Raw genomic sequence first — 21,967 nt, forward strand, 5'->3', positions numbered from 1 at the left:
GCCCTCCGCACGGTCCCCCGACCGTACCGCGACCATCTGGCCGACGGTACTCCCGGTGCCGCGCATTTCCGCCCGCCGCGGCGCTCACGGGTCACCGCTCCCCGCCCGCCGCGGCGCCCGCGGGGCACGGCTCCGCGCCCGTGGCGGCGCCCCCGGGCTACGGCAGCACCCCCGCCCGGCGGGCCGCGGCGACCGCCTCGCCACGGGTGTGCGCGCCCAGTTTGCGCATGGCCGAGCGGAGATAGCCCTTCACCGTCTCGGCGCCCAGGCCCAGCCGGGCGGCGGCGCCCGCGTTGGTCGCACCGGCGGCGACACAGGCGAGCACGTCGACCTCCCGGGGCGCCAGCCGCACCCGGGACCCCGGCTCCTCCGCCACGGTCAGCAGCCCGCACGCCGCCAGCAGTTCGGCGCGCAGGGCGGGGTCGCCGATCCGCGGGGCCAGCGCGCGCAGCGCCGCGTGGGCCTCGCGGACCTGCTCCCAGACGGCCCCGCTCTCCCCGGTCCCGGACCCGGCCCCCGGCTCCGGCGCGGCGGCGGCCAGCAGCCCCTGCGCCTCCTCGCGCACCACCAGCGCCTGTTCCACGTCCCGGGCCGCCGCCACCGCCGCGCTCAGCGTGCGGTCGCCCAGCGGGTGGGCCGTGCGCAGGGCGCCGTACAGCACGCCCCGCACCCGGCGCCGTACCACCACCGGCACCGCCAGGATCGACCGCAGGCCCTCGGTGGCCACCGGCCCGTCGTACTCGTGGCTGATCTGCCGGGACAGCGAGTAGTCCGTCACCGCGCACGGGCGGGCCAGCGCCACCGCCCGCCCGCCGAGACCGTTGCCCGAGACCACCGCGAGCGCGCTCAGCGCGAGCGTCGAGGTCCCCGTCAGCTCGCTGATGCGCACCCGTGGCCGACCCGGCTCGACCAGGCCGCCGAAGGCGACCGGAAGGCCCGTCGCATGCCGCAGCCGTACCAGCGCACCCCGGATCTCCGCCGCCCCGGACCCGTCCGCCGTCACCCGCTCGCCCCTTCGTCACGGTCCCGCGCCCACCACACCCCCGTTCGGGGGTAGTGAGACCTGCATCACGGATTACACGATGGAGCCGAGCCGCACGGCAATGGTCCGGATGCTGGACCGCACATGGAGGACAGATGACGACGGCGACGGAGACCTTCCGCGGGGCACGGGACTTCCTGCTGGCGCACCGAGAGGACTACACCACGGCCTGCGCCGGTTTCGAGTGGCCCCGGCCCCAGCAGTTCAACTGGGCGCTGGACTGGTTCGACGTCATCGCCGAGGGCAACGACCGCACCGCCCTGCACATCGCCGAGGAGGACGGCACCGAGGTCCGGCTCTCCTTCGCCGAGCTGTCCGAGCGCTCCGACCGGGTCGCGAACCGGCTGCGCGCGCGGGGCGTGGGCGCCGAGGACCGGATCCTGGTGATGCTGGGCAACCAGGCCGAGCTGTGGGAGACCGCGCTCGCCGCGATGAAGCTGCGCGCGGTCGTCATCCCGGCCACCCCGCTGCTCGGCCCCGCCGACCTGCGCGACCGCGTCGAGCGCGGCCGGGTCCGGCATGTGATCGCGCGCGCCGAGGACACCGCCAAGTTCGCCGAGGTGCCCGGCGCCTACACCCGGATCGCGGTCGGCGGGCTGCCCGAGGAGGGCTGGGAGCCGTACGAGGACGCGTACACGTCACCGGCCGGTTTCCTGCCGGACGGCCCGACCCTCGCCGACGACCCGCTGATGCTCTACTTCACCTCGGGCACCACCGCCCGCCCCAAGCTGGTCGAGCACACCCACACCTCGTACCCGATCGGGCATCTGGCGACCATGTACTGGATCGGCCTGAAACCCGGCGACGTGCATCTGAACATCTCCTCGCCCGGCTGGGCCAAGCACGCCTGGTCCAACCTGTTCGCGCCGTGGAACGCCGAGGCGACCGTCTTCATCCACAACTACACGCGCTTCGACGCGGGCCGGCTGATGTCCGAGATGGACCGCGTCGGCGTCACCACCTTCTGCGCCCCGCCGACCGTGTGGCGCATGCTGATCCAGGCCGACCTGGGCCGTCTCGCCACCCCGCCGCGCGAGGTCGCCGCGGCCGGTGAACCGCTCAACCCGGAGGTCATCGAGCAGGTCAGGCGGGCCTGGGGCGTCACCGTCCGGGACGGGTTCGGGCAGACCGAGACGGCCGTGCAGGTCTCCAACAGCCCCGGCCAGGTGCTGAAGACGGGCTCCATGGGACGGCCCAGCCCCGGCTTCCGCGTCGAACTGCTCGACCCGGTCTCCGGGGCACCGGGCGCCGCCGAGGGCGAGATCGCGCTCGACCTGTCCGCCCGCCCGGTCGGCCTGATGGCCGGCTACCACGGCGACGCCGACCTCACCGCCGCGTCCATGGCCGGCGGCTACTACCGCACCGGGGACGTCGCCTCCCGCGACGCGGACGGCTATCTGACCTACATCGGCCGCTCCGACGACGTGTTCAAGGCGTCCGACTACAAGATCAGCCCGTTCGAGCTGGAGAGCGCCCTGCTGGAGCACGAGGCGGTGGCGGAGGCGGCCGTGGTGCCCGCCCCCGACGCGGTGCGCCTGGCCGTGCCCAAGGCGTACGTGGTGCTGGCCGGGGGCTGGGAGCCGGGCCCGGACACCGCCAAGGTGCTCTTCGAGCACTCCCGCAAGGTCCTCGCCCCCTACAAGCGGCTGCGCCGCCTGGAGTTCGGGGACCTGCCCAAGACGGTCTCCGGCAAGATCCGCCGGATCGAGCTGCGCGAGGCCACGGCCGAGGGCTCCGACCACGAGTACCGCGAGGAGGACTTCCGGTGACTTCCGCACTGTCGTACAGCCACGGGACCGGCGGCACGGCCCTGCTCGGCGACACCATCGGCGAGAACCTGGACCGGGCCGTCGCCGCCTGGCCCGGGAGGGAGGCCCTGGTCGACGTCCCCTCCGGGCGGCGCTGGACCTACGCCGAGTTCGCCGCCGACGTCGACCGGCTGGCGCTCGCGCTGCTGGCCACCGGCGTCGCCAAGGGCGACCGGGTGGGCATCTGGGCCGTCAACTGCGCCGAGTGGATGCTCGTCCAGTACGCCACCGCCCGGGTCGGCGCCGTCATGGTCAACATCAACCCGGCCTACCGCACCCACGAGGTCGAGTACGTCCTGAAGCAGGCGGGCATCTCCCTGCTCTTCGCCTCGCTGCGGTACAAGAGCAGCGACTACCGGGCGATGGTCGAGGAAGTGCGCGGCGCCTGCCCCCGGCTGACCCGGACCGTCTACATCGGCGACCCCACCTGGGACGAGCTGATCGCCCGCGGTACGCCCGAGCACACGGAGGAACTCCAGGAGCGCGCCGAGGAGTTGTCCTGCGACGACCCCATCAACATCCAGTACACCTCGGGCACCACCGGCTTCCCCAAGGGCGCCACCCTCTCCCACCACAACATCCTCAACAACGGTTATTTCGTGGGGGAGCTGGTCGACTACACCGAGCAGGACCGGATCTGCGTCCCGGTGCCCTTCTACCACTGCTTCGGCATGGTGATGGGCAACCTGGCGGCCACCTCGCACGGCGCGTGCATCGTCGTCCCCGCCCCGTCCTTCGACGCCGAGGCCACCCTGGAGGCGGTCCAGCGCGAGCGCTGCACCTCGCTCTACGGCGTCCCGACCATGTTCATCGCCGAGCTGAACCTCCCCGGCTTCGCCTCCTTCGACCTGTCCACCCTGCGCACCGGCATCATGGCGGGCTCCCCCTGCCCGGTGGAGGTGATGAAGCGCGTGGTCGCCGAGATGCACATGGCCGAGGTGTCCATCTGCTACGGCATGACCGAGACCTCCCCGGTTTCCCTCCAGACCCGCGCCGACGACGACCTCGAACACCGCACCGCCACCGTCGGCCGGGTGCTGCCGCACCTGGAGGTCAAGGTCGTCGACCCGTCCGGGGCCACCGTGCCGCGCGGCACGGCGGGCGAACTGTGCACGCGCGGCTACAGCGTGATGCTCGGCTACTGGGAGGACCCGGTGCGCACCGACGAGGTCGTCGACCCCGGCCGCTGGATGCACACCGGCGATCTCGCCGTGATGCGCGAGGACGGCTATGTGGAGATCGTCGGCCGCATCAAGGACATGATCATCCGCGGCGGCGAGAACATCTACCCGCGCGAGATCGAGGAGTTCCTGTACGGCCACCCCAAGATCCGCGACGTCCAGGTCGTCGGCGTACCGCACGAGGAGTACGGCGAGGAGGTCCTCGCCTGTGTGATCCCGCTCGACGCGGCCGACCCGCCGACCCTGGAGGAGGTGCGGTCCTTCTGCCGGGGCCGGCTCGCGCACTACAAGGTGCCCAGCCGGCTGAGTGTCCTGGACTCCTTCCCGATGACGGTGTCCGGCAAGGTGCGCAAGGTCGAACTGCGCGCCGGCCACGGCGGTGCCGCCACCACCACCGCGACCGGCGCCGTCATCGCGGCAGCACCGCCGGAGAACTCGCGTCACGGATGAGCAGCCGCGGCGCCCCGCTCCCGTCGGCCGGGACGGACCACACGTCCCAGCCGCCGCCGTGGCGGGGCAGCCCGTACATCACCGTGTGCCCGTCCAGCCAGGCCGCCTGGTCGTCCACGCTGCGCGCCTCGGCCAGCGGTGTCTCCCGCATGGTGGCCAGGTCCAGCGAGTACAGCCGCCACGGCCGCCCGCCCGCGCCGACCCGCTTCTTGAACACCAGACGCGTCCCGTCCGGCGACAGCGACGGGCACTCGGCGTTCTGCCGCAGGGTGCGGGCCGTCCACGCGCGGTAGTCGCCGCGGACCAGATAGGTGCGGCCCGCGGTGCGTACCGTGGCGTAGAAGGTGTTGTCGTCGGACGCGAACGTCACGCCCCAGTAGTTGACGTCGGCGGCCTCGTAGGGGCGGCCGTCCAGGGTGAGCGGGATCCGCTCGATGTTCCCGGTCAGCTTGCCGGTCCGGGTGTCCAGGATGCCGGTGCGGGTGGAGAAGTCGTCGCGCAGATAGGAGTCGCCGCGCACGAACATCGTCCACGACAGCATCCGGCCGTCCCCGGAGACCCGGGCCCGGTTGGGGAAGCCCTCGGTGCGCACCCGGCGGACCCGGTTCAGCTCGCGGTCCAGCACCGTGACATAGGTGCCCGGCACCGGGCCGGTGCGCTGGAGGCACACCCCGGTGCCCCGGGCCGCGTAGACCCGGTCGCAGCGGGTGCCGCCGACCGTGCGGGCGGCACCGGGCCGGTCCAGCGGTACGGTCGCCACCTTGCCGAACCCGGACCCCGGGGCGGTGTCGCGGAACAGGATCCGCCCCCGCGCGTCCAGCCGGACCGTCCCGCTCCCGGTGTCCGCCTTCGTGCCGCCGCGTACGTGCCACACATATCCGGTGCTGGCGCCCACCACCAGCAGGACGGCCGCGACGACCGCCAACAGCCTTGCCCTGCCGCTCACTCGGCGTTCCCCTCGCTGTTCTCCCGGTCCCCGGCCACGGCTCCGGCCACGGCCTCGGTACCGGTGCCCGTGCCGGTGTCCTCGGCGTTCCCGGCCGCGCTGTCCGCGCTGTCCGTCCCGGCCGTTCCGTCGAGACCTCGCCGCTCGGTGCGCCAGGGCAGGATCCACACCGCGAGCGCGCTCGCCACGGCCAGCGCGACCAGCGCGGCGGCCAGCGCGGTGCGCAGCCCCCACAGCGACCAGCAGGCCCCGAACAGCACCGAGGCGGCCAGCGCGGCCACCGACTGGGCGGTCTGGATCAGGGACAGGCCGCCCGCGCGCAGCCGCTCCGGCACCATCGGGCCGACCGCGGCCATCAGCACCCCGTCCGTCGAGGCGTAGAACACGCCGTGCAGGGCCAGCACCGCGACGATCGGCGCGATCCCGCCCCACGGCAGGAACAGCAGCAGACAGCCCGCCAGCAGCGCGCCATGGCCGGCCGCGAACACCCGCAGCCGTCCCACCCGGTCGGCCAGCCGCCCCATCGGCACGGCGAGCAGCAGATAGCCGCCCGCCGTGCCGAGCGGCAGCAGCGGGAAGTACTGCTCGGGCACGCCCAGCCGCTCCTGGAGGAGCAGATAGACGAACGAGTCGCCGATGACCACCGCGGACAGGAGCACCGCGGCCAGGCCCACCCGCAGATAGGCGCGGTGGCGCAGCAGGGCCAGCACATCGCGCAGGCCCGCCCGTTCGGCGGGCCCTCCGGCCGGTGCCGGGGTGCGCCGCTCGCGGACCAGCAGGACCAGCATCAGCACACCGAGCGCGGCGATGCCGAAGCTCACCACGAACACGGTGTCGTAGCGACCGGGCGTGGCCAGCAGCAGCGCGAAGGCCACCAGCGGACCGAGGAAGGCACCCACGGTGTCCAGCGCCCGGTGCACGCCGAAGGAGCGGCCCAGGGTCTGCGGGGTGCTGCTCAGCGAGATCAGCGCGTCGCGCGGCCCGGTGCGCAGCCCCTTGCCGGTGCGGTCGGCGGCGATCACGGCACCGAGCACCGGCACCGAGGAACCCGCCGCCAGCAGGCCCAGTTTGCACACCGCGGAGAGCGCGTAGCCGCCGCCCGCGACCAGTTTGCGGCGCTGCCAGCGGTCGGCCGCGTGCCCGCCGGCCACCCGCACCAGCGCGGTCACCCCGACGTACATGCCGTTGAGCGCGCCGAACTGGAGGGGGCTGAGGCCCAGGGTGAAGATGACGTACATGGGCAGCACCGCGGTGATCATCTCGGAGGAGATGTCGGTGACCAGGCTGACCGAGCCGAGCGCGAGCACATTGGGGGAGACCCGGGCGGTGGCACGGGTCCGGGCCGTGGCCTTCGGCGGGGCACCCGGTTCCGCCGGTGCTCCCGGACCGGCAGGACCGGCCGGTCCTTCCGGACCTGCGGCGCCGGTGGCGGTGGTGGTGGCCGGGTCGGTTTCGGTGCCGGTTCCGGGGGACCGGGGGGTCGCGGTCGCCCGGCTCGATGAGATGTACATGGCTGACGTGTCCTCTCGTGCCTGTCCCGTCGTGGGGGGTGTCGCCCGGACAGGGGCCCGCCGGCGCGGCGGCCGGCGGGCCCGGGGCGTGCGGTCGGGTCAGCCGTCGATCTCGTACGGGTCGCCGTAGACCTTCCACTTCAGCGGCGGGTTCAGCCGGAGGTTGCCGGCCTTGAGGAAGACACGCTGCTCGGTGTCGACCCTGCTGGTGTCGCTGTGCGCCTCCTCGGTCTTCATCGCGGCCACCCGCGCGTCCAGGAACGCGTTCAGGTACGCCGTCTCGTCACCGCCCTGGGACGGCGGCTTGGCGTGCCGCAGCGCGGTCGCCCGGATGCCGCCGAAGCTGGTGGCGTCGTCGCCGGGACCGTGCATCACGATCGCGTCGTAGTACGCGAACTGCCCCAGCGCCTGGAGCCCGTCGGCCTTGGCCTGCTGGACGGCCGGGTCGAAGTAGACCCGGTCGCGCTCGTCGTCCTGCGCCTGCCGGAACACGGCGTCCTTGGCCGCGGTGTGCCAGGCCGAGACGAACGCCGAGCCCAGACCGGAGTGCGAGTCGCTGCCGTTGACCTTGCGCAGCGCGGGCAGGTACTTCGCCAGGGCGTTGTCCGGCTTCAGGTCGGTGTAGTGCTCGACCAGGTCGAGCATGTCGCCGGTGCCCGAGCAGAAGCCGACGATGCCCCCGGTGTAGCCGCGGCCGTCGTCGATGTCCTCGATGTAGGTGTACTGGGCCTTCCAGTCCAGGGAGGAGTTCTCCGCGCTGGAGACCAGCTCCATCGCGATCTCCTTCTTGGCCGGGTCGGTCAGGTCGGCCCCGGACTCCACCGGCGGCGTGGTGGCGGAGCCCGCCTTGCCGTACACCTCGAAGCCGTACAGCGAATACCCGTACGACGTACCGCGCTTGGTGCCGTTCACGCGCACGTACCGGCCCTTCCCGCTGACCGTGAGGTCGTCGGTGCCGCCGTCGCCGCTGGTCGTGGAGTACACCGTCGACCAGGAGGAGCCGTCCTTCGAGGTCTGCACCGTGTACGCCTTGGCGTAGGCGTCCTCCCAGGTGAGCTTCACCCGGTTGATGTCGGTGTCCGCGCCCAGGTCGACCTGGATCCACTGCGGGTCCGAACCCTCCTTGCTGGCCCAGCGGGTGGCCGGGTCGCCGTCCACCGCCTTGGCGCCGGAGTAGGAGGTGCTCTCGGTGGAGGAGGTCTTGGTGGGCCGGTTCAGCGCCAGGTCGTCCGAGGAGCCGGGCGGGGTGCTGCCGCCGTCGTCCCAGAGGTCGGTGAGCGGCTGACGCGAGGCCGCCTCGCCCAGCGCGGGCAGCCCGTGCATGTCCTCCAGGGTGCGCAGCAGCGAGTAGAGGTCGCCGCGGCTCTTGCCCTTGTAGCCCTGCTTGACGTGGGCGCCGACCACCAGCGTCGGGATGTGGTTGACGTCGTCGTCGCTGTCGTCCTCGTCCCAGGTCAGCACCAGCGCGCTGTTGTGCGTCTTGGCCCACTGGACGTACCCGTCCAGGTTCTTGCGCAGCCAGTCGTCGCCCTCGCGCACGGTGCCGTCGTGCATGTCGTCGGTGAGGTTCGGCGTCACGAACGAGACGTCGGGCAGCTTGCTGTAGTCCGAGGGGAAGCGGCTCATGCGCAGGTTGGAGGAGGCCGGGACGTTCTTGAAGTCGACCCAGCCGTTGTGCTTGCGCGCGTAGCCGCTGTCGCCGTCGTCACCGCAGTCCTTCGACCCGTCGGACGGCAGGTCCTCGGAGTAGCCCACGAACGTCTTGCCGTGGGTGAGGAGTTGGTTGCCGAGGTTGTCGGAGGAGTAGTCGTGCGGGCAGTCGTCGTCCTTGATGCCGTGCGTGGAACCCGAGAAGAGCGCCACGTAGTTGCCCTGGCTGGGGTGGACGACGCCGTGGAAGTCGGAGAACGAAGCCCCCTGCTTGGCGAGGGAGTTGATGTACGGCGCCTGGGAGCTGCCGATCACGTCCTCGTAGAACTTGTTCTCCTCCATGACCACCACGACGTGGTCGAGCTTGGGGACACCGCTCGCGGTGAACGTCGCGGGCACGGCGGCGGACGCTGCGGACGGTTCGGCCTGCGCGGCGGGGGCGCCGGCGGCGGCGGTCAGGCCGAGCAGGGCCAGCGCCATGCTCGTGCCGGCCGCGACGGCGGTGCGCCGGGCACGGCGGCCGGGGCGCACGGGCGGCCTCAGGGGTGGGGTAGGCGTCATGCTGATCTCCTTGAGGAGGGGCGAGGGGCCCCCGGACAACAGAGGTGAGCAGCGCCTGGGCGACTTGCGGCAGGCCGGGGTCCGGTGCGGCGCGGTGTGGGGGTGCGTCGCGGGACGTGCGCGTGCAGCAACAGGCAAGGAAAGCGGCATGGGACCGCGGACGGCCGGGGCACCGCTGTCCGCACGGGTGCGGACGGGTGAGCGCGTCGGGTTCGGAACGTCCGCGCCAGGCCGCCGACGGAATAGGTACGCCCTGTGGCGCGCGCCTGTCAACGGTCCCGGCGGATCCCGCGGGCATCCGGTCGTATCCCTTGACGGGGCGGGTCCGGTTTCAGTATCCCTCTTCTGTTAGGAAAGTTTCCTGACACCCGGAACCCTCCGGGCCCGACCGTGGATCCCGCCGTGTGGGGGCGGGAGAGCGGGCAGGCCGGGCGCGTGGCGACCGTTGCCCCGGCCTGCCCCGCATACACCGCACCGCCCTGCCCTGTGCCCTTCGCTCACCTCCCGCCCGCCCCTCTCCGGCCCTCCGCCCCTTCCCCTGAGTCTCCTTCCGCGTCCCGCCGGGCAGCCGCCCGGCGGGCGCTCACGCCTGCCCTGCCGCGGCCGGTCCGCCGCCTCCTCCCTTGACGCCCCTCGGGCGCCCGCTTACATTGCTTCCAGATCGTAGAAACTACTTTCCGCTATACGGAAGTACGGAAGAAGCTCACCGCGGGGCGCGACGGAGTGCGAATCCGGCAGCCGAGACAGCAGAAGACAGCCGAAGCAGGAGTACTCGATGGCTCGAATGACCGCTGCCCGCGCGGCAGTTGAGATCCTCAAGCGCGAGGGCGTCACGGACGCGTTCGGTGTGCCGGGCGCGGCGATCAACCCCTTCTACGCGGCGCTCAAGGCCTCCGGAGGCATCGGCCACACCCTCGCCCGCCATGTGGAGGGCGCCTCGCACATGGCCGAGGGCTACACCCGCACCCACCCGGGCAACATCGGCGTCTGCATCGGCACCTCGGGACCGGCCGGCACCGACATGATCACCGGCCTCTACTCGGCCATCGGTGACTCCATCCCGATCCTGTGCATCACGGGCCAGGCCCCGACCGCCGTGATCCACAAGGAGGACTTCCAGGCCGTCGACATCGCCTCCATCGCCAAGCCGGTGACCAAGATGGCCGTCACCGTCCTGGAGGCCGCCCAGGTCCCCGGCGTCTTCCAGCAGGCCTTCCACCTGATGCGCTCCGGCCGCCCCGGCCCGGTCCTCATCGACCTGCCGATCGACGTCCAGCTCACCGAGATCGAGTTCGACCCGGACACCTACGAGCCGCTGCCCGTCTACAAGCCGGCCGCCAGCCGCGCCCAGATCGAGAAGGCGATCGGCATGCTGACCGCCGCCGAGCGGCCGCTGATCGTGGCCGGCGGCGGAATCATCAACGCCGACGCCACCGACCTCCTGGTCGAGTTCGCCGAGCTGACCGGCACCCCGGTCGTGCCGACCCTGATGGGCTGGGGCATCCTCCCCGACGACCACGAGCTGAACGCCGGTATGGTCGGCCTCCAGACCTCGCACCGCTACGGCAACGCGACCTTCCTGGAGTCCGACTTCGTCCTCGGCATCGGCAACCGCTGGGCCAACCGCCACACCGGCAAGCTCGACGTCTACACCGCCGGGCGCACCTTCGTCCACGTCGACGTCGAACCGACCCAGATCGGCAAGATCTTCGCCCCGGACTACGGCATCGCCTCCGACGCCAAGGCCGCGCTGAAGCTGTTCGTCGAGGTGGCCCGGGAGCTGAAGGCGGCCGGGAAGCTGCCCGACCGCTCCGCCTGGGCCGCCGCCGCGCAGGAGCGCAAGGCCACCCTCCAGCGCCGTACGCACTTCGACGACATCCCGATCAAGCCGCAGCGCGTCTACGAGGAGATGAACAAGGCCTTCGGCCCGGAGACGCGCTACGTCTCCACCATCGGCCTCTCCCAGATCGCCGGTGCCCAGATGCTGCACGTCTACCGGCCGCGGCACTGGATCAACTGCGGTCAGGCCGGACCGCTCGGCTGGACCGTCCCGGCCGCCCTCGGCGTCGCCAAGGCCGACCCGGAGTCCCCGGTCGTGGCCCTCTCCGGCGACTACGACTTCCAGTTCATGCTGGAGGAACTGGCCGTGGGCGCGCAGCACAGGATCCCCTACATCCACGTCCTGGTGAACAACTCCTACCTGGGCCTGATCCGGCAGGCGCAGCGGGCGTTCGACATCGACTTCCAGGTCAAGCTGGAGTTCGAGAACATCAACGCGCCCGAGCTGGGCGTCTACGGCGTCGACCACGTCCGGGTCGCCGAGGGCCTGGGCTGCAAGGCGATCCGGGTCACCGACCCGAACGAACTGGGCGCCGCCTTCGAGGAGGCCAAGAAGCTCGCCGCCGAGCACCGGGTGCCGGTCGTCGTCGAGGCGATCCTGGAGCGCGTCACCAACATCTCCATGTCGGGCACCAACGACATCAGCAACGTCGTGGAGTTCGAGGAACTGGCCACCGAGCCGCAGCACGCGCCCACGGCCCTCAAGCCGCTGAAGGTCTGAGCACGGCGTCGAGCCGCTGAAGGTCTGAGCACGGCCGTCGAGCCGGGCGACGTCCGGGCGGTGCCGAAGGGTCCGTGAGACGGCGACGGCCCGCCGCCCCCGTGCGGGGCGGCGGGCCGTCGGCCGTACCCGGCCGGGCGGTCAGTAGGGCTTGACCAGGACGTGCGCGGCGCCCGGGATGCCCACCTCCAGCAGCTCGTCCTCCTCGGGCGTCGTCGCGCCGCCCATCTCCTGCTTGAGCACCGCGCGCGAGAGCGCCTGCACCCACATGGCCCGGGGCCGGCGCCGCTCCTCCCATGCCTTGAGCGCGCCGGGCACATCGGCCTGCGCGTCCAGCGCGTGGGCCAGCACCACCGCGTCCTCGACCGCCATGGCCGCGCCCTGGGCCAGGTGCGGGGTGCTCGCGTGCGCCGCGTCACCGGCCAGCACGACGCGGCCCACGTGCCACGGATCCTCGACCGTCACCTGGGAGATGCGGGAGTAGACCACACCGGCGGGGTCGGTGACCGAGGCGAGCGCCTGGGCCACGGGGCCCGAGAAGGCGGCCAGCCGCTCCCGCAACTGCTCCAGGGCGCGCTCCGGGTCCGGCCGGAAGTCCTCGGCCTCGGCGAACACCGCGCCCAGGTACATCAGTTCGTCCGTGATCGGGGTGAGCAGCGCCTTCGCCTCCTGCCCGGCGACCCCCATCACCACACCCCGCACCTCGGGCAGCCGCGGCACGGTCACGCGCCAGTTGGCGAACCCGGTGTACTGCGGGGTGTACCGGTCGCCGTAGAGCCGGGAGCGCAGCGGCGAGCCGATGCCGTCGAAGCCGACCACCAGGTCCCAGCGGCCCGACGAGCCGTCCGAGAGGGTGACGTCCACGCCCGCGCCGTCATCGGTGAGTTCGGTGATGGTGGCCGAGAAGCGGATCGTGGCCCCGGCCGCCGTCGCCGCGGCGCCGAGCACCCGGGCCAGCGCCGGGCGCGGGATGCCGTTGTTGGACGGGGTGTCGCCCATGCGCGGCTGCGGTATCTCGGCCAGGGTGGCGCCCGTCGGGTCGGCGATGGTGAGCACCTCCCACTCGAAGCCGGCCCGCAGGCAGTCGTCGAGCACCCCGATCTCGTCCATGGCGTGCAGCGCGTTGGACGGCTGGATGATGCCGACCCCGAGTGCGTCCAGTTCGTGCCGGGCCTCGACCACCTCCACGGTGTGACCGCGCCGGGCCAGCGCCGTGGCCAGAGTGAGTCCGCCGATGCCACCACCGTGGATCAGTACGTGCAGGGGTGTCGTCATCTCGGGTGTCTCCAGAACGAGGAAGAGAGAAGAAAAGAGAAGAAAGAAGAGAAGAAAGGAGAAGGAAGGGGGAACAGAAGGTACGGGAGGGGCGGTTCAGCCGGCCGGGACCGGCAGGCTCATCAGGTGGTCGACCAGCGCGAGCAGCGTCTCCTTGGCGAACTCGCGCTGCCTGACGTCGCCGATCAGCAGCGGGACCTGCGGATCGAGGTCGAGCGCCGTCCTGATCTCCTCGGCCGTACGGGTGTTGTGGCCGTGGAAGCAGTTGATGGCGACCACGAACGGGATGCCCCGGCTCTCGAAGAAGTCGATCGAGGCGAAGCTGGTCTCCAGGCGCCGGGTGTCCGCGATGACGACACCGCCGAGGGCGCCGTTGACGAGGTCGTTCCACATGAACCAGAAGCGTTCCTGGCCCGGGGTGCCGAAGAGGTAGACGACCACCTCGTCGCTGATCGTGATGCGCCCGAAGTCCAGGGCGACGGTCGTCGTCTCCTTCTCGCGGATGCCCGCGAGGTCGTCGACGCCGACGCTGGCCTGCGTCATGTACTCCTCGGTGCGCAGCGGAGTGACCTCGCTGACCGCGCCCACCAGGGTGGTCTTGCCGACGCCGAACCCGCCGGCGACAAGGATCTTGACGGCGGCGGGGTCCGCCTGTCTGTTGCTCATGGTGTTCTACAGTCTCCGAAGTCCGTCACGGACGGCGGCCAGCAGCCGCCGGTCTGCGCCGCCCGCCGCCCACGCCACCGAGATCGGTGCGCGGGCGCCCAGCAGGCCCTGGCTGATCAGATCGCCCACCAGGATCTTGGTCACCGACACGGGCAGGTCGAGCCCGGCGGCGACCTCCGCCACGGCGACGGGGCGGCGGCAGCGGGCCAGGATGAGCCGGTGCTCCGGCTGGAGCCTGCCCGGACGCAGCGGGGCGCCCCGTGCGTCGAGGGGTTCGTCCAGCGTGGTGAGCACCGTGATCAGGGTCAGGTCGTCGCGTTCGGGAGCGGTCCGGCCGCGGGTGATGGTGTAGGGGCGCACCATGCTCTCCTCGGCGTCGTCCCCCGTGTCCTCGTGCTCCCAGTGCGTGTTCACGGGCGCGGTCCGGTCCCGAAGGCGTCGAACTCCCCGCGGACCGCCGTCCCCAGCTTCTGCCCGACCTGCTGGACGAGGTTGTGCATGGCCAGGGACATCACCTCGGCGTCGACGTCCTGGGAGGCGACCACCGCCAGGTGCGTGCCCTGTCCGGCCGAGATGATGAACAGCCACAGGTCGGACAGTTCGACGATCACCTGGTGCACCGCACCGCCGCGGAAGAGCTGGCCGACGCCGCGGGCCAGGCTCTGCTGGCCGGTGCAGATGGCGGCCAGCCGCTCCGCGTCCGACCGGCCGATGCTCCGCGAGTGGCTGACGACCAGGCCGTCGTCGGAGAGCAGGACCGCGTTCCTGGTCTCGGCGACCGAGTCGACCAGGCCGTCGAGCAGCCAGTCGAGGTCCTGGTGGGTTGCGGTGGTACGTGTCATGATCCGTCCTCATCTCTCGTGGGGTGGCCGGGCGTGCCGGGCGCGGGGGCCGGCGGCTCGGCGTTCGCCCGCGCCGCGCGCGAGCGGCGCTGGAAGGCGCCGATCGTGGCTCCGGCACGGCGCGGTACGGGCCGGAGCATCGGGTCGTCCTGCCAGCGCGGCGGCTGTGCCGCGTCGTTCTGGGCGCCGGGGTCCAGCCGGAGTTCGTCGACCAGGCTGGCCTGCCGCACGCGGCGCGGCAGCGGCGGCTCGGCACCGGGGAGCGGCGGCAGCGGCGCGCTGGTGCCCGTGTGGGAGGGCAGCGGCGTCACGTACCGCACCGGGTATCCCGGCTCCTCGGGCGGCGCGGGCGGCGTGGTGTGCGCTGGCTGCCCCGGCACGGGGTACGGGTTCGCTCCCTGCGGGTACGGAGCCGGGTCGGCGTACCGGCTCTGGTCGCCGTACCCACCCGGAGCGCCGTAGGCATGCGTGTCGCCGTACGCGCCCGGGTCGCCGTACCCGCCCGCGGGCAGGTGCGCCGCCTGCCCGTAACCGACGTGACCGCCGTCCGGTGCCGGGAGCGGTGCCGGGAGCGGGGCCGGGATCTCGTGCCGCGCGTGGTCCGGGGCGCCGGGGAAGGGCGCGTCAGGCGGGGTGAAGAGGTCGGAGGGCCCGGTGGAGGGCTGCTCCGCGCCGGGGTACGGGGCTTCCCCGCCCGGACCGGTGTGGACGTCGTCCCGGCCGTGGGCGGTACCGGCACCGGCGTAGGCGTCGTCGTTCCGGCCGGGAGCGGCGTACGGCGGCTCGGCCGGCTCGCCCGGTGCGGGCGCCGCCGCGGTGTGCGGGACGAGCGGGGTGACGGCGGCCAGGGCGTGGCCCTGGCGCCGCGAGGGCAGCGGGTCCTGGGGTCCGGCCGTCGCCGTCGCCGTCGCCGCGGGCACCGGCTCCGAGGCGGGTACGCCCACCGGGCCGCGCGGCGCCGGTTCGGCGACGGTCAGCTCGCCCGGGACCAGGACGACGACGCGGGTGCCGCCGTAGGCGGAGGCGCGGAACTCCACGCCGAGGCCGTACTGCGCCGCGAGCCGGGCGACCACGTGCAGGCCGAGCCGGATGTCCTCGGCGTGGGCCAGGATGTCGAGCCGGGGCGGCCGGAGCATCAGGGCGTTGGCCTCGGCCAGTTGCTCCTCGTCCATGCCCAGGCCGCGGTCCTCGACCTCGATGGCGAGGCCGCGGCTGACCGTCGCCGCCCGTACCTCGACGGGGCTCGGCGGACGGGAGAAGGCGAGGGCGTTCTCGATCAGTTCCGCCAGCACGTGCGAGACGGGTCCCACCGCGCGGGCCGCCAGCCACGGGCTGCCGTCGAGATCGAGGACGACCCGCTGGTAGTCCTGCACCTCGCCCTGGGCCGAGCGCATCACGTCGAGCAGGGCGACCGGCTTGCGCCAGCGCCGGTGCGGCGTACCGCCGGAGAGGATGACGAGGTTCTCCTCGTAGCGCCGCAGCCGGGCGGTGAGGTGGTCCAGGTCGAAGAGGCCGTCCAGCACCTCGGAGTCCTCGTGCCGGCGCTCCATCTCGTCCAGCTTCTTCAGCTGCTGCCCGATGAGCTGCTGGGTGCGGCGGGCGATGCGCTGGAGCAGCCGCTCGAAGCCCCGGTGCTGGTCGGCCTGGTTGACCGCGGCCTGGAGGGCGCTGGTGCGCGCGAGGTTGAGCGCCTGCCCGAGCCGGGTCAGCTCGTCGGCCGCGCCGTCCTCGGCCTGCGGCCGGATGGCCCGTGCCTCGGTCTCGACGTCGATCTCCTCGCCCCGGCCCAGCCGTTCCACGACCTCGGGGAGCGCCTTCTCCAGCGCCTCGGCCTGTTCCTGGAGGCGGCGGATGCGCAGCCGCAGGCTGCGGGTCAGGCGCCAGGTGGTGAGGATGACCGCGACCACGGCGGCCAGGCCGATCAGCGAGGTCAGCACCAGGCGGCGCAGCAGGGAGAGCACGCTGTCCTTGCCCTCGGCGACGACCTGGTCGGTGCGCTCCTCGATGACCCCTTCGAGCTGGGGCTTGAGGGCGTCCATCGCGAGCCGCCAGGGCTTCTGCCGGTCGGCGGGCAGGCGGACGTTCCCCGACGCGTCGGGCGCCGCGGGGTGCAGCAGGGTCTGCTCGACGCGGGTCTTGCTCTGCCAGGCGGCCCCGGAGGTCATCTTCTGCCAGACCGCCACCAGGTCGGCGGGCAGATAGGGGGTGAGCTTCGCGTTCTGGAGGAACGACTGGTCCAGGACGGCCTGTTGCACCTGCTGGTAGTCCTTGGCGCTCAGCCTGCCCCGGCTCCAGCCGCGGGCCAGCAGTGCGTCGGAGCGGGAGACCATCTCCTTGGTCCAGAAGAGGTCGACGAGCGGCTGCGAGGCGGTGGTGATCCGGCCGTTGTCGACATGGCTCAGCGCCGTGAACAGCTTGAGGTCCACGGAGATCAGGTCCGTGTAGTAGCGGTACACCGCCTCCTGCTGGTCGGCGTCGCCGTCGTCGACGAGGGACCGCTGCGCGGACAGCTTCCCGATCGCCTGCCGGGCGTCGGCGACGGCGTCCCGCACCTCGGCGGGGGCGTCGCCCACGGCCGAGTCGTCGGAGAGCGACAGGAAGGTCGCCACCGCGCCGTCGGTCGAGTGCCGTTGCCGGGTGAGCGCCTCGGCGGCGCCGGTCTGTCCGGCCAGCCGCTCGGCGCTGAGCCGCCGCTCCTCCTGGAGGTTGTAGTACACGGCGTTGGAGGGTTGGCCGGCTTTCTCCGCCAGCCGTCCCTGGGCCGCCTGGCGCTGGAAGTCGAAGAAGGTCTGGCCGCTGGTGACCGCCCAGAGGGCGGCCAGGGCGACACCTGGGACGAAGGCGAGGATGAGCAGAGCGGTCCGCAGGGAGAGGGACTTCGAGCTCGTCCGCCGTGACGCGCGCGTGCGCAGGGCGATGCTCCTTGACGAGGGCCGGCCTGACGGCCGGTCATTTCTGATCCGTGCTACGACGCGTGCATATTAGTCACACTATGGAGACGAATCGGAGATCACCCTGCTCGATCAACATACGTTGTCCACACGTTCACCGTGAAATCGGGCGCCGGACAACGGGATCGGGGGCCCGCCGCCCCCGTGTCGGCGGGCCCCGTCTCCTGAGTGAGTGCCCCGGTCGGGGGGTGCCCGAAGCCTGTCCGGGACCGGTTCAGAGCTTGATTTGAGCATGACGTAGTCGGCCTACGCCCCCTGCCGTACGCGCCGGGTCAGTCCTCCGGGTGCTCTGCCATGCCGGGCCAGTCGTCGGGGCCGCCGCCCTGCCACTCGATGAGGTCGCTCTCCTCGACCTCGATGCGGTCCAGGTCCGCCAGCCGGAGGATCTCGATGACGTCGTCCAGGTGGGAGGCGAGCCCGAGGGTCACGTCGTCCTCGGTGACCCGGCGGGAGCCGTCCAGCGCGGGGGAGTGCACCACGATGTGCGGATGCTGCGTGGGGTGTGCCATGCCCCCAGGCTCCCGCCGGACGGGCCGGTCCGCACCCCGGGACCCCGGTCCGCACCCCGGGAACCCGGGACGGACGACGCCGGGCCGGGCGGCGCCGGATGCGGGACCGTCCGCATCCGGCAACCGCCCGGCCCGGCGAGCTCTCCGGCGGTGGAACCCGCCCGGCGGCGCGAGACTGGGCGCGACAGGACATTCGCGCCGCCGGACGGAGTCGGGACCGCCTCGCGCGGGCGCGGGGCGGAACATATGGGGCAGGAGAAACAGGAGAGAGAAGAGAAAGAAAAGAAGGGGAGGGGGGAGGGGCTGGGACCGCGGCGGGCGCGACGGCTCCGGAAGCGCTTCCCTCTGGTCGAGAAGACGGGTCCGGTGCCTTCACCACCGCACTGGCTCGCATCTCCCGTGGGTCCCCGGCTTCGCTGGAAGCCGGGCCACGGGGATTCCGCCGCGGTCCTCGCCCTGACCGCGGGGCGCCGGGCGGCCACCCCTCATCCGGGTCGCCCGGCGCCCGCGCGGGGCGTACGCGTCCGGCTCCCGACCTCCCCGTCGGGCGGCCGGACGCGGCTGGTGGGTCAGTCCTCGCGCAGGGCGCGGACCGCCGCCTCCACGCGCTTGCCGTACTCGGGGTCGGCGGCGTGGAAGTGCGCGAGGTTCTTCTCGACGACGTCCTGGCGGGAGACCTGCGAGAGACCGCCCGCGATGTTCGCGACCAGGCGCTCCTTCTCGGCCTCGGACATCAGCCGGTACAGCTCGCCCGCCTGCACGAAGTCGTCGTCCTTGGTGTGCGCCGGTGCCTCGTGGGTGCCGGTGTGGCCGCTGACGGCCAGCGGCGCCGCGAGCGGCCGGCCGGTCTCCACCGGGCCGTCGTAGGAGTTCGGCTCGTAGTTCTTGGCGTGCCGGCCCTGGGAGTTGGCCGCCATCAGACCGTCCCGGCCGTAGTTGGCGGCGCCGCCGGGCACGGCCCTGGGAGCGTTCACCGCGAGCTGGGTGTGGTTGACGCCCAGGCGGTAGCGGTGCGCGTCGGCGTAGGCGAACAGCCGGCCCTGGAGCATCTTGTCCGGGGACGGGCCGATGCCGGGCACGAAGTTGTTCGGGGAGAACGCGGCCTGCTCGACCTCGGCGAACACGTTGTCCGGGTTGCGGTCCAGGACCAGGCGGCCCACCCGCTGGAGCGGGTAGTCCCGGTGCGGCCACACCTTGGTCAGGTCGAACGGGTTGAAGCGGTAGCCGTCCGCCTGGGCCGCGGGCATGAGCTGGACGTACAGCGTCCAGGACGGGTGCACCCCGCGCTCGATGGCCTGGAGCAGGTCGGTCTGGTGGGAGCTGCCGTCCTTGCCGGCGAGTTCCTGGGCCTGCTCGGCGGTCAGGCTGCGGATGCCCTGGTCCGTCTTGAAGTGGTACTTGACGAAGAACGCCTCGCCCTCGGCGTTCGTCCACTGGTAGGTGTGCGAGCCGTAGCCGTTCATGTGGCGGTACGACGCCGGGATGCCGCGGTCGCCCATCAGCCAGGTCACCTGGTGTGTGGCCTCGGGGGCGTGCGCCCAGAAGTCCCAGACGTTGTCCGGCTCCTGGCGGCCGGTGAACGGGTCGCGCTTCTGCGAGTGGATGAAGTCGGGGAACTTGATCGGGTCCTTGATGAAGAACACCGGGGTGTTGTTGCCGACGAGGTCGTAGTTGCCCTCCTCGGTGTAGAACTTCAGCGCGAAGCCGCGCGGGTCGCGCACCGCGTCCGCGCCGCCGAGGCTGTCGGCCACCGTGGAGAAGCGCGCGAACACCTCGGTGCGCTTGCCGATCGTGTCCAGGAAGGCGGCGTGGGTGAACCCGGTGACGTCGTCGGTCACCTCGAAGTGGCCGTAGGCGCCCGAGCCGCGGGCGTGCACCACGCGCTCCGGGATGCGCTCGCGGTTGAAGCGCGCCAGCTTCTCCAGAAGGTGCTGGTCCTGGAGGAGGAGCGGGCCGCCGATGCCGGCGGAGGCGGAGTTCTGGTTGTCGGCGACCGGGGCGCCGGACTCGGTCGTGAGCACGCGCTGCGACATCGTGGACCTTCCATGCGAGGGGCAGCGGAAACTTGTTTCCGCTTCGTGGAGCCTAGATTTGGGCGTTCGGGACGTCAACAGTTTGTTGAATTCCCGCCCGCGGGGCTGCTGCCGGAGGCTGACCGGTGGACGCCGCCGCCTGGGCGCGACAGGACAGATGTCGGCGGCGGCGCCCCCCGGAGCTGTGGGACCGGCCTGCGGGGGCGCCGGTCAGACCCGGGCGCCGGACAGGCGCTCCACGGCCCGCAGCAGGGCCGAGTGGTCCAGGCCGCCGTCGCCCTGGGCGCGCAGCGAGGCGACCAGCTGGGCGACCACGGCGCCGACCGGCAGGGCGGCACCGACGCTGCGGGCGGCGTCGGTGACGATGCCCATGTCCTTGTGGTGCAGGTCGATGCGGAAGCCCGGCTTGAAGTCCCGGTCGAGGAAGTTGTCCTTCTTGCGGGTCAGCACGGTGGAGCCGGCCAGGCCGCCGTTCAGCACGTCCAGGGCCGCCGCGAGGTCCACGCCGGACTTCTCCAGGAAGACCACGGCCTCGGCGCACGCCTGGATGTTCACCGCGACGATCAGCTGGTTGGCCGCCTTCACGGTCTGGCCCGAGCCGTGCGGACCGCACAGCACGATGGTCCGGCCCAGGGCGTCGAAGAGCGGCTTGGCCTCGTCGAAGTCGGCCTGACCGCCGCCGACCATGATGGACAGCACCGCCTCGATCGCGCCCGCCTCGCCGCCGGAGACGGGGGCGTCCAGCACGCGGATGCCCTTGTCCTGCGCGGCCTTCGCCAGGTCGATCGAGGTCTGCGGGGTGATCGAGGACATGTCGATCAGGAGCGCGCCGGAGCGCGCGTTCTCCAGGATGCCGTCCGGGCCGTAGGCGATGGCCTCGACCTGCGGGGAGGCGGGCACCATCGTGATGATCACGTCGGCGTCCGCGACCGCCTCGGCGATCGAACCGGCCGCGGTGCCGCCGGCGGCGGTCAGCCGATCCAGCTTCTCCTGCTCCAGGGTGAAGCCGGTGACCTGGTAGCCCGCCTTGATCAGGTTCTCGGACATGGGGGAGCCCATGATGCCGAGGCCGATCCAGGAAACCTTGGGAAGAGTGCTCATGACGGGGGTGCCTCTCTGAAAAGCTCTGGTGTTGTGGAGGGTCAGCGGGCCGCGCGGGCGCCGGCGGGCAGCCAGTCGAAGGCCTCGGCGCTCGGCCGGTCGCCGGGCTTGTACTCCAGGCCGACCCACCCGTCGTATCCGGCCTTGGCGAGCCGGTCGAGCAGGTCCTCCAGGGGCAGCGAACCGGTGCCGGGGGCGCCGCGCCCGGGGTTGTCGGCGATCTGCACATGCCCGGTCTTCGCGGCGTACCGGTCGATCACCGCGGGCAGGTCCTCGCCGTTCATCGACAGGTGGTACAGATCCATCAGGAAGCGGGCGTTGCCCAGGCCGGTCGCGGCGTTCACCCGGTCCACGACCTCGACGGCGGCGGGCGCGCTCACCAGCGGGCACAGCGGCGACTCGGGCTTGTTCAGCGCCTCGATCAGGACGATCGCGCCGATCCGGTCGGCGGCGCGGGCCGCCAGGACCAGGTTCTCCAGGGCGAGCGCGTCCTGCTCGGCCGGGTCCACGCCCTCGACCCGGTTGCCGTACAGCGCGTTGAGCGCCGTGCAGCCGAGCGAGCGGGCGAATTCCACGGCCACGTCGATGTTGGCGCGGAACCGCTCCGACTCCTCGCCGGGCACCGACAGGGCGCCGCGGTCGGGGCCGGGGAGCCTGCCCGCGTAGAAGTTCAGGCCGGTGAGCCGGACGCCCGCGTCCTCGATCGCCTTCCTGAGGGCGTCCAGCTCGGACTGCTCGGGGGTGGGGGTGTCGATCCAGGGCCACCACAGCTCGACCGCGGTGAAGCCGGCCGCGGCGGCGGCCGCGGGGCGCTCCAGGAGCGGGAGTTCCGTGAAGAGGATCGACAGGTTGACGTTGAAGCGCTGGTCTGCGAATCCCAT

16 protein-coding genes and 1 pseudogene are annotated in these 21,967 nt (G+C 72.4%); 3 read left to right on the top strand and 14 right to left on the bottom strand.

Annotated features, from left to right (window positions below):
• Positions 1–157 precede the first annotated feature (157 nt).
• Positions 158–1,003 (bottom strand): helix-turn-helix transcriptional regulator, encoded by an 846-nt coding sequence (locus tag B086_RS0137545; RefSeq protein ID WP_018571590.1) that lies wholly within the window; start codon positions 1,001–1,003, stop codon positions 158–160.
• A 134-nt stretch (positions 1,004–1,137) separates the two neighbouring features.
• Between B086_RS0137545 and B086_RS0137550 the strand changes: the two genes are divergently transcribed.
• Together B086_RS0137550 and B086_RS0137555 are read left to right on the top strand one after the other, a co-directional pair.
• The gene (locus tag B086_RS0137550; RefSeq protein WP_018571591.1) at positions 1,138–2,811 is read left to right on the top strand and encodes an AMP-binding protein; all 1,674 of its coding nucleotides are present in this window, start codon (positions 1,138–1,140) and stop codon (positions 2,809–2,811) included.
• On the top strand, positions 2,808–4,481 hold the full coding sequence (locus B086_RS0137555) for an AMP-binding protein (protein WP_018571592.1): 1,674 nt from the start codon (positions 2,808–2,810) through the stop codon (positions 4,479–4,481). Before B086_RS0137550 ends, B086_RS0137555 begins: the two co-directional genes overlap by 4 nt.
• Here B086_RS0137555 and B086_RS0137560 read toward each other — a convergent pair.
• The 4 genes and pseudogenes from B086_RS0137560 to B086_RS45840 form a co-directional block, all read right to left on the bottom strand.
• Entirely contained in the window at positions 4,441–5,427 is a 987-nt protein-coding gene (locus tag B086_RS0137560) for a TolB family protein (RefSeq protein WP_026253188.1), read from the bottom strand. The two genes, B086_RS0137555 and B086_RS0137560, sit on opposite strands and share 41 nt — an antisense overlap.
• On the bottom strand, positions 5,424–6,938 hold the full coding sequence (locus tag B086_RS41660; RefSeq protein ID WP_018571594.1) for an MFS transporter: 1,515 nt from the start codon (positions 6,936–6,938) through the stop codon (positions 5,424–5,426). Before B086_RS41660 ends, B086_RS0137560 begins: the two co-directional genes overlap by 4 nt.
• Positions 6,939–7,037: 99 nt before the next feature.
• The gene (locus tag B086_RS46315; protein ID WP_078531334.1) at positions 7,038–8,261 is read right to left on the bottom strand and encodes a chitosanase; all 1,224 of its coding nucleotides are present in this window, start codon (positions 8,259–8,261) and stop codon (positions 7,038–7,040) included.
• A pseudogene (locus B086_RS45840) lies at positions 8,259–9,299 on the bottom strand (alkaline phosphatase family protein); the annotation flags it as partial. The pseudogene B086_RS45840 and the gene B086_RS46315, both read right to left, overlap by 3 nt.
• 625 nt (positions 9,300–9,924) lie before the next feature.
• Here B086_RS45840 and gcl point away from each other — a divergent pair.
• Positions 9,925–11,709 (top strand): glyoxylate carboligase, encoded by a 1,785-nt coding sequence (gene gcl / locus B086_RS0137575; RefSeq protein WP_037874615.1) that lies wholly within the window; start codon positions 9,925–9,927, stop codon positions 11,707–11,709.
• Between the two features lie 141 nt (positions 11,710–11,850).
• Here gcl and B086_RS0137580 read toward each other — a convergent pair whose 3' ends face one another.
• The 9 genes from B086_RS0137580 to B086_RS0137625 all read right to left on the bottom strand — a co-directional run bounded on the left by B086_RS0137580 (position 11,851) and on the right by B086_RS0137625 (position 21,967).
• Positions 11,851–12,984 carry an FAD-dependent monooxygenase gene (locus B086_RS0137580; protein ID WP_018571597.1) on the bottom strand — a complete coding sequence of 378 codons (1,134 nt, stop codon included), beginning with the start codon at positions 12,982–12,984 and terminating at the stop codon, positions 11,851–11,853.
• 96 nt (positions 12,985–13,080) lie between these two features.
• Complete coding sequence (locus B086_RS0137585; RefSeq protein WP_018571598.1) at positions 13,081–13,650, bottom strand: GTP-binding protein; 570 nt, start codon at positions 13,648–13,650, stop codon at positions 13,081–13,083.
• Between the two features lie 6 nt (positions 13,651–13,656).
• Complete coding sequence (locus B086_RS0137590) at positions 13,657–14,013, bottom strand: DUF742 domain-containing protein (protein ID WP_037874664.1); 357 nt, start codon at positions 14,011–14,013, stop codon at positions 13,657–13,659.
• A gap of 47 nt (positions 14,014–14,060) precedes the next feature.
• Positions 14,061–14,492, bottom strand: coding sequence for a roadblock/LC7 domain-containing protein (locus B086_RS0137595; protein ID WP_018571600.1), 432 nt, complete (start codon positions 14,490–14,492; stop codon positions 14,061–14,063).
• The gene (locus B086_RS46035) at positions 14,489–17,209 is read right to left on the bottom strand and encodes a nitrate- and nitrite sensing domain-containing protein (RefSeq protein WP_018571601.1); all 2,721 of its coding nucleotides are present in this window, start codon (positions 17,207–17,209) and stop codon (positions 14,489–14,491) included. The genes B086_RS0137595 and B086_RS46035 overlap by 4 nt, the downstream gene beginning before the upstream one ends.
• A gap of 506 nt (positions 17,210–17,715) precedes the next feature.
• Positions 17,716–17,952 carry a hypothetical protein gene (locus tag B086_RS0137610; RefSeq protein WP_018571603.1) on the bottom strand — a complete coding sequence of 79 codons (237 nt, stop codon included), beginning with the start codon at positions 17,950–17,952 and terminating at the stop codon, positions 17,716–17,718.
• 569 nt (positions 17,953–18,521) lie between these two features.
• Positions 18,522–19,985 carry a catalase gene (locus tag B086_RS0137615; RefSeq protein WP_018571604.1) on the bottom strand — a complete coding sequence of 488 codons (1,464 nt, stop codon included), beginning with the start codon at positions 19,983–19,985 and terminating at the stop codon, positions 18,522–18,524.
• A 210-nt stretch (positions 19,986–20,195) separates the two neighbouring features.
• On the bottom strand, positions 20,196–21,086 hold the full coding sequence (locus B086_RS0137620; RefSeq protein WP_018571605.1) for a 2-hydroxy-3-oxopropionate reductase: 891 nt from the start codon (positions 21,084–21,086) through the stop codon (positions 20,196–20,198).
• A 41-nt stretch (positions 21,087–21,127) separates the two neighbouring features.
• Positions 21,128–21,967, bottom strand: coding sequence for a TIM barrel protein (locus tag B086_RS0137625; RefSeq protein ID WP_018571606.1), 840 nt, complete (start codon positions 21,965–21,967; stop codon positions 21,128–21,130).

The organism is Streptomyces sp. PsTaAH-124 (assembly GCF_000373685.1).
GTDB lineage: Bacteria > Actinomycetota > Actinomycetes > Streptomycetales > Streptomycetaceae > Streptomyces > Streptomyces andamanensis.